General features: G+C 40.3%; 14 protein-coding genes, 1 tRNA gene and 1 pseudogene. 9 read left to right on the top strand and 7 right to left on the bottom strand.

Translation table 11 applies throughout. The annotated features are described in order from the left end of the window. Window positions 1-493: 493 nt before the first annotated feature. Together V7K27_RS25590 and V7K27_RS25585 are read right to left on the bottom strand one after the other, a co-directional pair. Entirely contained in the window at window positions 494-4,975 is a 4,482-nt protein-coding gene (locus tag V7K27_RS25590; RefSeq protein ID WP_334951053.1) for a translation initiation factor IF-2 N-terminal domain-containing protein, read from the bottom strand. Between the two features lie 113 nt (window positions 4,976-5,088). Beyond that, window positions 5,089-6,006, bottom strand: a complete 918-nt coding sequence (locus V7K27_RS25585) for a histone deacetylase family protein (protein WP_334951052.1) — start codon at window positions 6,004-6,006, stop codon at window positions 5,089-5,091. Window positions 6,007-6,307: 301 nt separating this feature from the next. Here V7K27_RS25585 and V7K27_RS25580 point away from each other — a divergent pair. After that, window positions 6,308-6,927: pseudogene (locus V7K27_RS25580) on the top strand (mechanosensitive ion channel family protein); the annotation flags it as partial. 287 nt (window positions 6,928-7,214) lie between these two features. Here V7K27_RS25580 and V7K27_RS25575 read toward each other — a convergent pair. After that, window positions 7,215-7,994 (bottom strand): MBL fold metallo-hydrolase, encoded by a 780-nt coding sequence (locus V7K27_RS25575; RefSeq protein WP_334951051.1) that lies wholly within the window; start codon window positions 7,992-7,994, stop codon window positions 7,215-7,217. A gap of 118 nt (window positions 7,995-8,112) precedes the next feature. On the opposite strand from V7K27_RS25575, the gene V7K27_RS25570 reads away from it, so the two are divergent. Together V7K27_RS25570 and V7K27_RS25565 are read left to right on the top strand one after the other, a co-directional pair. Then, window positions 8,113-8,253 (top strand): hypothetical protein, encoded by a 141-nt coding sequence (locus V7K27_RS25570; protein WP_334951050.1) that lies wholly within the window; start codon window positions 8,113-8,115, stop codon window positions 8,251-8,253. A 245-nt stretch (window positions 8,254-8,498) separates the two neighbouring features. Beyond that, the gene (locus tag V7K27_RS25565) at window positions 8,499-8,747 is read left to right on the top strand and encodes a hypothetical protein (RefSeq protein ID WP_334951049.1); all 249 of its coding nucleotides are present in this window, start codon (window positions 8,499-8,501) and stop codon (window positions 8,745-8,747) included. A 46-nt stretch (window positions 8,748-8,793) separates the two neighbouring features. Here the strand turns inward: V7K27_RS25565 and V7K27_RS25560 are convergent, their stop codons facing one another. The 3 genes from V7K27_RS25560 to V7K27_RS25550 form a co-directional block, all read right to left on the bottom strand. Then, entirely contained in the window at window positions 8,794-9,120 is a 327-nt protein-coding gene (locus tag V7K27_RS25560) for a type II toxin-antitoxin system HicB family antitoxin (RefSeq protein WP_334951047.1), read from the bottom strand. Next, complete coding sequence (locus V7K27_RS25555) at window positions 9,113-9,385, bottom strand: toxin HicA (protein ID WP_334904800.1); 273 nt, start codon at window positions 9,383-9,385, stop codon at window positions 9,113-9,115. Before V7K27_RS25555 ends, V7K27_RS25560 begins: the two co-directional genes overlap by 8 nt. Window positions 9,386-10,079: 694 nt before the next feature. Next, entirely contained in the window at window positions 10,080-11,012 is a 933-nt protein-coding gene (locus V7K27_RS25550; protein ID WP_334951046.1) for a serine hydrolase, read from the bottom strand. Between the two features lie 9 nt (window positions 11,013-11,021). On the opposite strand from V7K27_RS25550, the gene V7K27_RS25545 reads away from it, so the two are divergent. Both V7K27_RS25545 and V7K27_RS25540 read left to right on the top strand, forming a co-directional pair. Beyond that, window positions 11,022-11,819 carry a C40 family peptidase gene (locus tag V7K27_RS25545; protein ID WP_334951045.1) on the top strand — a complete coding sequence of 266 codons (798 nt, stop codon included), beginning with the start codon at window positions 11,022-11,024 and terminating at the stop codon, window positions 11,817-11,819. Window positions 11,820-11,833: 14 nt separating this feature from the next. Next, window positions 11,834-12,847 (top strand): glycosyltransferase family 2 protein, encoded by a 1,014-nt coding sequence (locus V7K27_RS25540; protein WP_334951044.1) that lies wholly within the window; start codon window positions 11,834-11,836, stop codon window positions 12,845-12,847. Window positions 12,848-13,026: 179 nt separating this feature from the next. On the opposite strand, the gene V7K27_RS25535 is transcribed toward V7K27_RS25540, so the two are convergent. Beyond that, window positions 13,027-13,100 (bottom strand) — tRNA-Arg (locus tag V7K27_RS25535). Between the two features lie 34 nt (window positions 13,101-13,134). Here V7K27_RS25535 and moaC point away from each other — a divergent pair. The 4 genes from moaC to V7K27_RS25515 all read left to right on the top strand — a co-directional run bounded on the left by moaC (window position 13,135) and on the right by V7K27_RS25515 (window position 14,588). Next, a complete protein-coding gene (gene moaC, locus V7K27_RS25530; protein ID WP_334951042.1) occupies window positions 13,135-13,644 on the top strand; it encodes a cyclic pyranopterin monophosphate synthase MoaC in 510 nt (169 codons plus the stop codon). Beyond that, entirely contained in the window at window positions 13,604-13,819 is a 216-nt protein-coding gene (locus V7K27_RS25525; RefSeq protein ID WP_334951040.1) for a hypothetical protein, read from the top strand. Before moaC ends, V7K27_RS25525 begins: the two co-directional genes overlap by 41 nt. Window positions 13,820-13,901: 82 nt before the next feature. Beyond that, window positions 13,902-14,159: a hypothetical protein gene (locus V7K27_RS25520; protein ID WP_334951038.1), complete on the top strand. Its 258-nt coding sequence runs from the start codon at window positions 13,902-13,904 to the stop codon at window positions 14,157-14,159. Window positions 14,160-14,279: 120 nt separating this feature from the next. Continuing rightward, window positions 14,280-14,588, top strand: coding sequence for a DUF3181 family protein (locus V7K27_RS25515; protein ID WP_334951036.1), 309 nt, complete (start codon window positions 14,280-14,282; stop codon window positions 14,586-14,588). Window positions 14,589-14,747: the final 159 nt, after the last annotated feature.

Here is a 14,747-nt window from a genome sequence, read left to right as displayed (position 1 = left end):
AGATCATGAGTGAAAAATTTAGATGACTTGGTAATCAACAAGTTACTTTTTTGACACAATTGAGTGCGATCGCACTCAATTTGTTCAATTAGATTTTTGAATAACCTGATTTTTTGTCCTAGATCCTTGCAACTCAGAACCTTTTCGGGAACGAAACAGCTTTGAAGCACCTGTGGTTTGCTCGTAGTGCTTTTCGTAAAAAATAGTACAGCTTGATCGTTGTTTAAGTAAAGAACTATACTTATTAATGATATATTTCTTAACAATTTTTACTTTGAACAAGAGATATTGTCCAGAATAGACCTCTTGCATAAATGCTTAAATTGTCATATTGAGTGGAGCAAAACATCTGTGAGATTCTTCTCTCCACTGCGTTCCGCTCAGAATGACATTCGTGATTTTTAGCTATTAGCCTCAGAATTCATTCTGAGGCGGTTGTTGGAACTGGTGCAAGATTTCAGTTAGACAATTCTTGAGATTGTCATCAATAGGTTTAGCAGAAGAGGCGAGAAACATCAACGAAACCTCCATGAAGACTTACAATATTTGAAACTTCCGAATACATACTTCCGACTTTACCTGATTGATGGGTAAATAAATTATGACAACCCACAATTATCAGCAGTTCTTGCGCGCGAGAAAATGCAACATTTACCCGTTCTGGCTTCTTGGCAAATCCCACATCTCCTTTACTATTGTTGCGAACCATACTAACAATTACAACAGGTCTTTCCATACCTTGAAATCGGTCTACTGTACCAGTACGAATTTCTAGCGAAGGGAAAAGTTCAGATTGCAGACGTTCATCTATTTTTCTCAGTTGAGCGCCATAAAACGTAATTACAGCAATTTCTTTTTTTGGTTCACCATTAGCAACTTTAGAAGCCCAAGTAGTCTCGAACTGCTGACATAGACGTTCTATCGCATCAATTTCTTGAGTATTAAAGTAAGAAGTTCCATTTCTTTGCTCTAAAAACTGATTCTCGATAGGCGTTTTTACCCAGATAAGATGCTGAGATTCTTGGATAATTTCGCATGCTAGATGATGTGCGCGTTTTGTATCCGGCTCCAAAATACCAGATTCTAGTTTACCATCATAAAATTGATTGATTGCTCCCATAATAAATGGGTGCATTCGATACTGTGTAGTTAGCATTTGTTTGATGCTTTCATCGGCAGATTCAAACTGACTTTTAAACAGTGATTCTTCTAAGAATTGTAGTTCGTCTCGTGTATTACCAATTGTTTGAGCAACTTCTTCTAAAGTGCTAGTATCAAGCATGGGTGGTAATTGCCGATGATCGCCTACCATAACTAACTTTTTACCTTTCAAAGCTGGAATTAGTAACTCTGGCGGAGTACACTTACTAACCTCATCAATAATCACGACATCAAAGGATTTGAATTCTTCAGAAAAACCTCTATTTGCAGCTTGAACACAGGTGATACCAACGACGTTAGCATTATCTAAATAAATGCGTCTTAAATCATCGCGGTCGCCTTCAGTTGGATTTCTTAATTTTTCTATCCAATCTTGAACAAAATTATGATATTTTTTCAGATAGTTTTCTTCTTTTTCGAGTTGCTGTTGCCAAAATTCAAACTGAATATAAAGACCGCGTAATAACTCTATATTAAATAAGTCAGCAGCCAAATTTTCTGGTTTAAATTTATCCGGTATTGTTTCCCATTCTGTCAACCACCAAGTCCTTTCTACCATTAAGGTTTGTGATGGGTGTGGTTGTAATTTCTGTTCTATTTCGCGGAGATTAATTTGTAATTTATAAAGCTCCTGTAGAGAAGTTTCAGTTTCTTTTTGTAGCTTTGATAAATGCTCATGTAGAGAGTTTTTAATTATTCCCAACACAGCAAAAGGTTCTAATGATGAAATTAAGGTTTCAAGTTGACTGATGCAAGTTCCCCAATGATTCACTTGATTTGAGAATTCTTGGGGTTGCTCCCAAATATTTGATTGTGTTGCGAGATATTGTTCAGTTAGAATGCGTAATTGAGCAGGTATATTTGGCTGTTGGTTAAGTTCTTGCAAGATATTAATAACTTGTCCAAGTTGCAAATTAGCGTCTTGTTGCGCTTTTTCTACCTCAGCTTGAGTAATAGATATTTGCTGTTGGCTGATTTCATTTTTCTGAAGTTCATTTAATTGTCGTTGCAGATGTTGAAGCTGTTGTTCAGTTTCCGTTTTAACTTTTAAAACGCATTGACGTGCATTTACAAGAATAGTATCTAACAATTCTTGTGTAATTTGGGTGAGAGTAGAATCGATGTTATTCCATTCCCATGATGCGCCATAAGTTCGTTGCATTCTAATTAAAAAAACCTGGGTATTTTCAACTAGTAATTTTCGCTGTTTTGCGGTTAGTAATTGATAATTGTTAAACTGTTGATAGGTTTCTTGCCATTGGGTGCGATCGCTCTTTGATAGCACCATTGGAATCTGACTAAAATTTTGTTGTAAAAAATAGCTAAAATTATGCTGTTTCCCTCGCCTATCAGCGAAACCTCCGTCTATTTCATAAGCGATCGCCTTTTTTAAGACTTCCCATTCTGGGAGGTTAATTTTATATATCGTTGGTACAATTGTTAATTTTAATGTATTAGCAAACATCAACAAACCTAGTGGTAAATCTACTAAATTATCCGTTAGTGGTAAACCGGATTGCTGACAATCTTTCAAAGTTTGATACAGATAAGAAGGTGCTGTAGATTTCCATTCCTTAACTGCTGAGATAATATAATCTATTTCTCGTTTGCGGTTTTCCCAAATCTTGATTGTTTGCTGGATATTTTGCAGTTTGGAAAGATATTGCTGATAATCTGGTTGTAGCTGATTTAACGAGGCGAAATTTTGTTTGACAACCTCCACTGATGCTGCAACTTCTAAGATTGCTTCACTTGCATTTTGAGCATGAGTCAAAACACTTTGAAATTCAGAAATTTCTGTTGCTACAGTTTCACGCAACCAAACCGCTAAACCAAAAGCACCAAACGTCGGTAGTACCAAGCCAAGTTCATCAGTATATTTAATGGCTTTACGAACATTTGCTAAAAATTCTTCTACTAAACTGTTCCCTTCTGTGTAAGGCTTAAGAAGTGGTAAGAAGCCTGTAACTTCTGGAGCTTTCCAGTTGATATTTTGTGCAGTATTTAGGATGTTTTGTAGACCTGCAATTAGAGATTCAACCTCATTCTGTTTTCCTACGGTTTCGTTGTAAGATTTTTCTTGATTTTTAAAGTTTGACTCTAGTTTTTCCTTGTTTTTCTGGAATTTATTTTGTTGATAATTGAATTCTTCTTCGGCTTGAAAGTAGGCTGTGAATCTTGGCGATGATGCCAGTAATTGACTGAAAATTTGGATATTTTCGAGCCGTTTATTCAGATTATTTTCGCAGTCATTTGCTGTATTTTCTAGCCATCTGCCAATCACTTGATCTTCCAGAAATGGCTGTCCCTCCTCTCCAACTTTCTCGGCTCTCCCCTTGCGTACAGCCCGAATCACTGGGTTGTGAACTAATCGACTTAGGGCGTTATCTACTGCTAAATTGGCTTGAGATGCAATTAGAGTGCGGCCACCGCGAAGCGCAATTTGATAGCAAATCTCGGCAATTACGGTAGTTTTACCAGTACCCGGTGGCCCTTGGATCAGAACAAGATCCTTAGCGGCAAGTACTTTTTCTACTGCTGCTTTCTGACCAGGATTTGCAGAAGATAATAATAAATCTTCTGGTTGAAGTTCGATAGTTGTTTTGATTTGTCTAGCCTGAGAAGCATCGAATAAAAAATTGCCCAAGTAGGAATTTTGGGTGTAACCATTATTCAAATCATCTAAAGCTTTTTTCTTGCGCTGAATCTGCTGAATATCACCAACTGCCTCAAAACATAAGAATCCGGTAGCTGGTAATTGATAACGCTCTGCTGCCATATATTCAGCTAAGTCGCGTTCTAATCTTAGGCTGATAATACAACGGTTGGGATCAATTTCTTCAACAGTCCCTAATTGACGTCCGGTAATCCAATTTTTGCCGACGGGAGCAGTTTCAAAAAGCTTCAAATCTTCGTTTTTTGTGCGTCTTGCTCGTTCCCAAAAGTTTTCCACGTCGAGGGAATTTTGATAAAAGCCGTCAAGGGTGGCTGAGGCTACATCAATTTCAAAACTGATTCGTCTTTTAAAGTTATAGTTATGACTTACGTAACGCACGCAAAATTGACGCGCTTTAGCGATTTTTTCTTCAATTTGCAAAAACGCTTTCCAAGCTTTAAGCTGATCTTCTGTAGGCACATGATCGCCACAAACTAGCGCGGCGGCGATGCGTTTCAATGTCGTTGGCGGAATATCGAGATGATGCTGATGATTAGGTAGCAAACGTAAGCGACAAGGTACAGCATAACTATCGGCGTGTCCCCGTGAGGGTTGTAACAACTGAGCCGAAAGTATTTTTAAACCGCCGCGTCCATCTTTTTGTACAGCCGCTCTAAATCCTAATGTTTTTCTGAGCTTATCAAGTCTTGTGGGTAACTGAAAATCATCGGAGTCTGTTGCGATTGTTAAATCCCAAATTTCTTCTCTTGCTTCTTTTCCCGCACCTTTGCGACGCACATAAAATAGAGAAGGCTTTTTCCCGACACATTCCAACATTAACTCATTGGCGCGATCGCGCCGCTCCCTAAATTCGGGATATGCTTCCAGAGCAGTTTTACCTTCAAGATGGCGGATAAAACTATCAATTGCTGAAGCGATAAACATATAGCCCCAATCTTCAGAGTTTGTTTTAATTTTCGAGGATTTTGCTGTTAGTTTATTTACGGCTACACGAATGCGTTCTGCATCGGATTCTGAGATTGTACTGGTATGACTTTTAACTGCAATTTTCAGTTTTTCGCAAATTACTAATAGCTTCTTGCTATCCAAATTCAATTCTTTTGCTAGTTCGTAGATTCTGAGTTTGCCGTTGTTCATCCACTGCTGCCTTTGCCGACAAAGTTTTGCTATTTAGGAAAATCAAATCACAGATGAAATAGATAATTCATCTGTAGTTCCAAATCAGGATTTTTGCAATAAGTCATATTACATCAAAGTTTGTACTGGTGATAAACTTCACTGGCGGCGCGATGCAGCAGAGAATGCCGCCAAACTAAAGATTTCATATCATCAGCATAACCGCCACCAATGACGCAAGCGACAGGATAACCGCTACTCATACAAGTACTCAAAACCTGCATTTCCCGGCGAAAAATGCCAGCATCAGTTAAAGCTAATTTTCCCAAGCGATCGCCTATATGAGGATCAACACCTGCATCATAAAATACTAAATCTGGCTTGACTTTAGACAATAAATCTGCTAAGTAATTCGCTAATGTTTGTAAATAAGCGTCATCCTCCATTCCCACTGGTAAAGCAACATCCAAATCGCTGTTTTGTTTAGTACCGGGGAAATTGACTTCGCAGTGCATGGAGAAAGTAAAAACACTCTCGTCATCCTGGAAGATAAAAGCGGTGCCGTCTCCTTGATGAACATCCAAATCCACAATTAGGATTTTTTGGACAAGTCCAAGTTTTTGTAAAACGCGACAGGCGATCGCTAAATCGTTGAAAATACAAAAACCAGACCCATAACTAGGAAAGGCATGATGAGTTCCACCAGCTGTATTACACGCTAAACCCTGACTTAGTGCCAGTCTAGCAGTAAGTATTGTACCACCTACCGCTACACAAGTACGATTCGCTAATGCTGGACTCCAAGGCAAACCAATGCGTCGCTGTGCTTTGGCATCTAGGGTTCCTTCACAATAAGCTTGAACATAGCTTGGAGTGTGGACTAACTCTATCAATTCTGGCGACGGACGTTCCGGCGTGTGAAATTGTTCTTGATTAGCCACACCATCAGCTAACAGCAATTCATAGAGTTGTCGGAACTTAGACATGGGGAAGCGATGCCCTTCAGGTAGGGGAGCAATGTAATCTGGGTGGTAAATAATTGGCAAGTCCATAAGGAAAGAAAATCTCAAGCAATCTGAAAATTAACAAGCTAAAATTTAGCCATAATCACAGCAAAAATGCTGCTCTCCTAAATCTAAAATTCCAAATTTAAAATTGATATGATGGAATGGATTCTGCCGATAGCGTTTATTCTAGCTGGCTTACTAGCTAATCTGACTTTTGACATCATGTGGAAAAGCTAACGCGAAACCTAACCCCCCAGCCCCCTTCCCTACAAAGGAATGGGGAGAATTCAAAGCCTCTCTCCTTGCAGGAGAGAGGTTTTCCAGATCCCGTGAAAAGTCAGACTAGTTAATCATATTACAAACGGTAGGTGTTGAAATTACGCCGATAATCACAACTTTAGGTATTGGTGGTTTAGCAGTTGGTTTGGCACTTCAAGACACACTTGCAAATTTGTTCTCTGGTTTTTACTTAATTATTTTAAGCAATTTAGAAGCGGAGATTATGTGAAATTAGATGCTGGGCATGAGGGATATTTCATAGATATTTATTGGCGCAATACGACAATTAAATAAATTTCAAATAATGTAGTTATTGTTCCCAATTCTAAGTTGTCTTCTGCAATTTTCACAAACTATCATTTACCAGCAAAGGAAATTACTTTAACAATGGATGTGGGTGTCAGTTATGATAGCGATTTGGAAGAAGTTGAAAATGTGACTGTAGAAGTAGCCATTGAAGTCATGCAAGAAATTGCACCGGAATTAAAAGAAAGTGAACCATATATCAGATTTCATACTTTTAATGATTTTAGTATAGATTTTACGCTTTATATGCGCGTTAGTGAATACTTTGATCAGCGTATTGGTAAACATCTATTTGTCAAAAAATTACACAAACGCTATCAGCAAGCAGGAATTCAAATTCCTTTTCCGATTAGAGAAGTGTATATGCAAGATAATTCATAAAGCCTGGGCGACTGGAAGTCGCGGCTACACAGGCGAAACCCACCTCCGTGGGTTAAAAACCTTTGATTTTTTCTTAGTCCACGGAGGTGGACTTTGTTTGTATAGCCGCGATTTCTAATCGCTAGGGTTTATATCTTGCACCAGGCGACTAGAAGTCGCGGCTACACAGGCAAAACCTGCCTCCGCAGGTTAAAGATCCTTGATTTTCTCTTAGTCCACGGAGGTGGACTTCGTTTGTATAGCCGCGATTTCTAATCGCCAGGGCTATATGCAAGATGTCAGCTAACTTAGATTGCTAATGATCGCTTTTCTAATCGTAGTTCAAAGCGATCGCCTGGTTTCGCCTCAAGTACCCGCGTCGAAAGATTATTTTTCTCTACTAGCGAACGAAATTCTTCAGCACTTCCTTTAGTCTGAATGAGTTTCATTAGCAATCCCTCAAACGCCACATCCCCACCAGCTGCTGTAGGTAATATTACTTGAGGTTTTAACCACCTTACCACTTCCAAAGCGCTATTTCCCCCTTTAATAAAAGACCCAACCAAAGGCAGCGTTAAGTCAACAAATGGTGTAATCACCACATCAACTGGTGCAGCCTGCTTAAGTTGCGTTGAATGATACCCGTGAGGCTCGTAGTATACAGTTAAACCACTCTCCAATTCTTTGAGGAGATAACTATTTTCTACCAGAGTGGGGCCAACGGGTGAGCCGGGGAAAGCCTTGATTTCAACTTGATTATTTAAAGTGAAAGTTTCCCCATGAGCCAGAGTTGTTACTTGGCTATAACCTAACTGCTGTACTACTTTGGCTGCATTGGGAGAAGCTACAACTTTGATGCTGCGATCAAATAATTTGAGCGTTTCTGGGTGAGCGTGGTCTTCTAAACCCTGAGATAGCAGGATCAAATCAATATTATCTGGTATTGGACGATTTTGCGATCGCGAACCTTTAAACAACCAATCCAAATTGCTGAAAATCAAAGAACCAACCAACCAAGGGTCAATTAATATTCGTTTCCCGCCGATTTCCAGTAACCAACTATTGCTGTCTAACCAAGTTAAGAACATAAACTTATGTGAAGATAACGCCTACATTCATTATCAAGCGTATACAGCCACAGTAGCCACAGCTTCGGAACAGGTTGTATTAAAATATGCGATCGCATCTTATACCATTAATGAGTAGTTGAGCCTCATTACTCCCGGTTCGCTCTACAACACCAGGGAAATGCAAAACTTTCTCGGACACCGCGATATCAAACATACTGAAAAATATACTAAGCTGAATGCTCGACGCTTCCTGAATTTTGATTGGGGTGATTTGTAACGATCTTTGCGTCAAGCGACCCCAAGACATTGCAGGGCTATTAGCGATCCCATAAGCATTCTATCCATCAACATTTTTTGCCATGTTCCAAGTACCCATTAATCTGTATGCGCTCATTTGACCCCAGAGACTAGGAACCCTGAGAGATGTTTCTTGGCTCATTTCACCCTCAGTCAGTCATTGGAAAATAAACGACAGATTGTAGTACAAACTGCTAATTTACCTCAGAATAAGTATAAAATCAAATGGATAAAAGATTACAAACATCCCAGGTTTTTATAGATACAGAAGTATTTATTAATGCAAATTTTCAATTTTCATCAGGACGTTTATCAAGACTATATACTGAGCCGTTTTCAACAAGTCATCTGTTTATAGCGATCAGCGATCACTACGCTCAAGAGCGATCGCACCTCGCCACCAATGCAAAACCCCGTAGCTATAAGAAGCGCTACGGGGTTACAAAGACAATTATCGGTATTGAGGTCGATTAATTGATATGGCGGGCTGTAGGGCCTTGGGATAGATAAAGCGAAAACTTTAAGACGCAAGTTTAAGGCTTACATAGCGATTTAAGCTAATTTTTTGCTCTGCTGCTTCTATAGCTAGTCTACGATGATGTTCTGGAGGTATACGAACTACAAATTTACCACTGTAATTTTTTTCTGAAATGGGTTCTGGAATAGTTTCATCATTCGCTCCCATATCAGCTACTACATCTTTTACCAAGTCTGTAATACCTTCGAGTGCTGTATTACGATTTTTATCGAGAAAAGATAGACTAGGAAATTCAACGCACAATCCTACAAATTCTTCATCTTCCCTTGACCAAGTAACTTTATAGGTGTAGTGATCGTAGTTAATCATCTTTCGTTTCCTCAAATTCTTCAATCGCTTCTAATTTTTCAATTGCCTCTATAACCTGCTTAACTTGATAATCCTTAGCTTTTCCATTCTTTTCTTGAATGTTTATACGCGGATCTCCAGACCAGGGCATTTTATAGACACAATGGCTCGTTCCTTGTTGTCTGGGTTCTCCAAAGTAGTGATTGCAAACCTTCATTAAATCGGTAAAGTTTACATTCTGAGGATTTTTCTTTAATTTAGCAACAAGTTTTTCTATTTGTGACATACGTTTTATACCAAGTTGTAGTCAATAAGTAGAACGTGTCTACGAAATGACAGATTAAAAGCAACTTGGTTTTAGCGTTAAATTAATAATAGTATCAATATTGATACTATGTCAAGCATGATGATTATTTTAGTGTCAATGGGAGGAAAATCTTTGCTATATATAGGTTACAGCCTATTCATTGCAAAATACTGTCTGATGAAAATCAGAGATTTTGCTTTCTTGTACTTCATTACTCCCGGTTGGCTGATTTTTTTTGGAGTTCGAGAAATTGCCGAAAAACAGAAAATCTAGGTGTAGTAATGGTTTTAGCTATTTCCCTAAATTTACCTTGAACTACCACCCGGCTCTAAAAACTCTATTTTTATGCGATCGCGCCAAGTCAGAACGAGTGTACATTTGTATTACAGGCTGGAACCCATATTAAATCATTCAGCTTTTTTCTAACTCAATTTAAAATGGGCGAATCAGGAGTCATTAATGAGTGATTGAACTCCGTAAAAGTTACTTGTTTAGGAACGTGGATTAAATAAAATGCAAAACTTCATCCTATCTCTAGCTTCCCTCTCCAATATATCGGAGAGGGATTGAGGGTGAGGTAAACCAGGGACATAAATTGTATGTTATTTAATTCCTATTCCTTAACGAACCGCAAAGGAAGAAATAGGTATTGTGGCGATGCGATCGCAGTAGATCATAAACTAGCGATCGCCGAAGCAACTAATTTAGAAACAAAGGGCAAAATAGCCCGACTCTTAGCCTGTGCTTTACCTTCAGTAAATACCACTAAGAGATAGGGACGCTGATTTGGTATCTCAATATACGCAGCATCATGGCGAACTTGACTTGTCCAGCCTGCCTTTGACCAAATTTGAGCATTTTCAGTCAGTCCACCACCTAAAAAACCTGTTACCTGATTTTCCTCGGTATCAGCAGGCAAATCGTTGAGATTGCGTTTGAGCAAAGCCATCATTGCTTGCGATCGCGCACTTGAAACCGCCACTCCACCTACAATACTATGCAGTAACCTAGCGATCGCATTTGTTGTCACCATATTGCGATTTTCCAGTAACTCTCCCACAAACGCCCGCTCCCGTCCATATGGCCCATCACCCCAAGTTTTTTGACAGACGTTAATCGTCTCCATTTCTTCCCAACCTAAAGTTTGGTAATAACGGTTAACAATATTACGCTGATATTTCCAAGTTTCAAAGGGTCCGATTGGTAACTCTGCCCCTGATGTGGTACCGCTCAGGATATCCACAATCAAGCTAGTAGCATCATTGCTGGAATCTACAATCATATCTCGCAAGGCTCGCTCCAACTCCTTGGAAGTTTGACTCATGCCTTTTTCTAACCATTCGTTGACCGCCACCAGATAAAATAGTTTGACTACACTGGCGGGATAAATCCGCTCCACACCGCGATAAGTGAAACCACGAACTGGGTGATCCCAAAAAGCGTTGGGAGTCAGCGCACCACCAGTATTTACTCGTACTGGTGGATCGTAAACAACCCAAGTCAGGGCAATTTGATTACGGGCTAAGGTCGGAAATTCTGCCCAAGTTGCATCTAAAATGCCTAACCCAAGATTTTCGAGTTGTTCGTCTTTATTAAAAAAAATCATTCTCTAATAATGTCCTTTAATCTAAAATCCCAAATCGTTCGATGGTTCCTGAGCTTTGTCGAAGGACTGAGCCAAGCCGAAGTCCCAAATCGTTCGAGTGAGCGTTCGCGTAGCGTCTCGGAGAGAAGCCGAAATCCCCAATCAGGGGAGTATCAATGTTTAGCTGACCTGAATTTATATGATTCTCCTGAATGTACACGGGGAGCAACTCAAGCCGCATCTGGGCGACATTTATGGGTAACATCAAATCATCAAAATTCAGTGGTTGAGGTGTATTTGTGTGAAGATGACTATCCGGGATGGCTATCCCTTTCAGATTTTGATTCATTACAATTTGCTACTGTACCTTATCAGGCTGCAACATTTTCTGAATCTGAGATTAAAAAACTCCTAGCAGAGGTTATTGCCTTTACCCAAAAAGCGATGCAACAATCAAATTATTACCTTTGGGGTGGTACAGTTGGGCCAAATTATGACTGTTCTGGGTTGATGCAGGCGGCGTTTGCTTCGGTGGGTATTTGGCTACCCAGAGATGCCTATCAACAGGAAGGATTCACTCAACCAATTACTATTGCAGAATTAGTAGCCGGGGATCTAGTATTTTTTGGAACTAGCCAAAAAGCCACCCATGTCGGACTTTATTTGGCGGATGGTTATTACATCCATAGTTCTGGGAAAGATCGGGGACGGGATGGGATTGGGATTGATATTCTCTCGGAACAGGGAGATGCAGTTAGTCAGTCGTACTATCAGCAGCTGCGAGGTGCTGGTAGAGTTATCAAGAGTTACGAACCACAGAGACGCTGAGGACGCTGAGGCTTATGAGGAGTGGGAAGGTTTATCAAGGGGTGATTGAGGAAAATGGGGTGATTTCCGTAATTGTCCCAGATGTTTCAGTGGTGGTGCCGATACATAACGAGGTGGAAAGTTTGCCACTTTTACTAGAAGCGATCGCATCTATTTTATCCTCTAGTCAGATAAATTATGAAATCATTTGTGTGGATGATGGTTCTACAGATGGTTCTGGGGAATTTCTCAAGCAAGAAGCGCAAATCCGCACTGATTTAAAGGCGGTGATTTTGCGTCGCAACTACGGACAAACTGCGGCGATGGCTGCTGGATTTTATTATGCAGTCGGTAAAGCGATCGTTACTTTAGATGCTGATCTCCAAAATGACCCAGCTGATATCCCCATGTTATTAGCAAAGCTGGACGAGGGTTACGATTTGGTGAGTGGTTGGCGGCAAAAACGCCAAGATGGTGCCGTAAATCGGTTACTTCCTTCTAAAATTGCCAATTGGCTAATTCGCCATACCACTAGCGTGAATATTCATGACTATGGCTGTTCACTGAAAGCCTATCGTACAGAACTGTTGGCAGACATGAATCTCTACGGAGAATTACACCGATTTTTACCTGCCCTGGCGTACATTGAAGGAGCTAGAATTACCGAAATGCCCGTGCGTCATCACGCCCGTCGCTTTGGTCGCAGTAAATATGGGATTTGGCGGACATTCCGGGTGTTGATGGATTTGTTAACCATTCTGTTTATGAAAAAGTTTCTCACCCGCCCGATGCACGTTTTTGGGCTGTTAGGCTTGATTTCAATGGTTTCAGGGACAGCGATCGGAATTTACTTAACTTTCGTCAAATTGGCTTTAGGTGAAATGATTGGCAATCGCCCTTTGCTGATTTTAGCAGTTCTTCTGCTAGTCACTGGAGTACAGTTATTTTGCTTCGGTCTTTTAGCAGAATTGCTCATGCGTACATACCATGAATCCCAAGGACGGCCTATCTATCGCGTGCGAGAGGTGGTAGCAAAAAAGGTTAAGTAAGGTAACAATGGTATTGATTTGTCATTGGTCATTCGTCATTGGTCATTAGTTAAGAGTAAATATTGATTGACAAATGACAAAGGACAAAGGACAAAGGACAAATGACAAATGACATTAAAAGTTAGGAGTGAGGAACTTTAATTCTTCACTCCTAACTTTCAACTCTTAACTTTCAAAAACGGGCGAGGAGGGATTCGAACCCCCGACACCGTGGTCCGTAGCCACGTGCTCTAGTCCACTGAGCTACACGCCCTCACCGACAATCAATATTAACACGTTCTAACCAAATGACGCAAGATAATTTTCCATCTCATTTTGCCAACTTAACCCATCTAGATCACCAAGGACAGGCACAGATGGTAGATGTGTCTGAGAAAGCACCCACTATCCGCCAAGCAGTAGCCGAGGCCAATGTGCGAATGCTGCCAACCACCTTCGCTGCCATTCAAGCCGGAAATGTCCCAAAAGGGGATGTGTTAGCAACTGCAAGATTGGCTGGGATTATGGCAGCAAAACAAACAGCCACTTTAATTCCTTTGTGTCATCCCTTGCCTTTGCAAAAAATCGCAGTCGAGATTATACCCAATCCCCAACTACCTGGTTATCAAATTCAAGCCACAGTCAAAACCAAAGCTGAAACTGGTGTAGAGATGGAAGCCTTAACTGCTGTTTCTGTGGCTGCCCTGACTTTATACGATATGGCAAAAGCTTTAGAAAAGTCGATTCAAATTGAATCAATTCGTTTAATAAGTAAGAGTGGCGGGAAATCAGCAGATTATTCCTCGCCAGAGCAATAACAATTCCAAATTAAAGACTCCTCATCATCTGGTAGTTTCTCTAATAGAGAGATCATCTCCCTCATCTCCCTCATCTCCCTCATCCCCCTCATCCCCCTCATCTCCCTCATCTCCACTCCCCACTCCCCACTCCCCACTCCCCACTCCCCACTCCCCACTCCCCACTCCCCGATGACTGGTTATAGGAGTCTAATAGCAACCGCTACCCCAAAAACCTTAGAATGAATAGGGTGTATTTAAATCTGTAATAAATATTTATGCCTCCTCGTTGGCCTCGCAAACCCGATCGCAAAGACCCAGATTACCGCAAGATCGATGACCGGATGAATTTTGCCGTGCATGTAGCGATCGCTGCTACTATTAATTCTGGCTTGTGGTTTTTCCACATCTTAAAAGGCACTACCTGGGAGTGGCTGCCGTGGGTAACAGCAAGTTGGATAGTAATAGTGTTGGTGCATCTAATTTATATTGGTGCGATCGCTAACTACACCGAAACTCCACCCAAATCCACCTGAAGACGGATTGCTGATGCTGGGGCGATTGTAACCTGTGGTAGTAGAATCAGCCTGTTAATTGAGCGATAATGTAAAAAAGCCTGAGATTTCGCACTCTTTCTGAATATAGGGTTATTTTTTATGGCTAAGACTAACACCACAGAACTACTGGAAGCCCTAGCAGCTGAAATTGGCGAAAACGTCTACATAGACGTTGCCAAATGGCATCTTTATTTATCTAATGCCAAGCTGCATACCCTTGTTGCCGAGCAACTCTATCCCTTAATTACTTCCAACGCTGTAAATGAAGACCGAGTTTTAGAAGTCTTAGGATCAATTCCAATAAAAATTGGCGGCGGTAGAAGTGAACTTCCTTTAATCGATTTACTGCCACTGCAATGTCAGGTAACATTAGTAGATATTTTGGAAAAATATCAACGCGAAATCTAATCGCTAATACCAAGATTATTTGAATTAAACAATTTTCTCGGTCAGCATTCCCTGATTAAATTTGGAATTTGAGATGCTGAATTGGGGATGAGTTAACAGTGTCAATTTTATAAAAGTAAAAACCACAGATACACATAGATGAATCTTGTACAATTTATA

Source organism: Nostoc sp., assembly GCF_036919575.1.
In the GTDB taxonomy this organism is placed as follows: domain Bacteria; phylum Cyanobacteriota; class Cyanobacteriia; order Cyanobacteriales; family Nostocaceae; genus Nostoc.
Note: the sequence above shows the minus strand (reverse complement) of the source record. Positions and strands in the feature narration are given on the sequence as shown.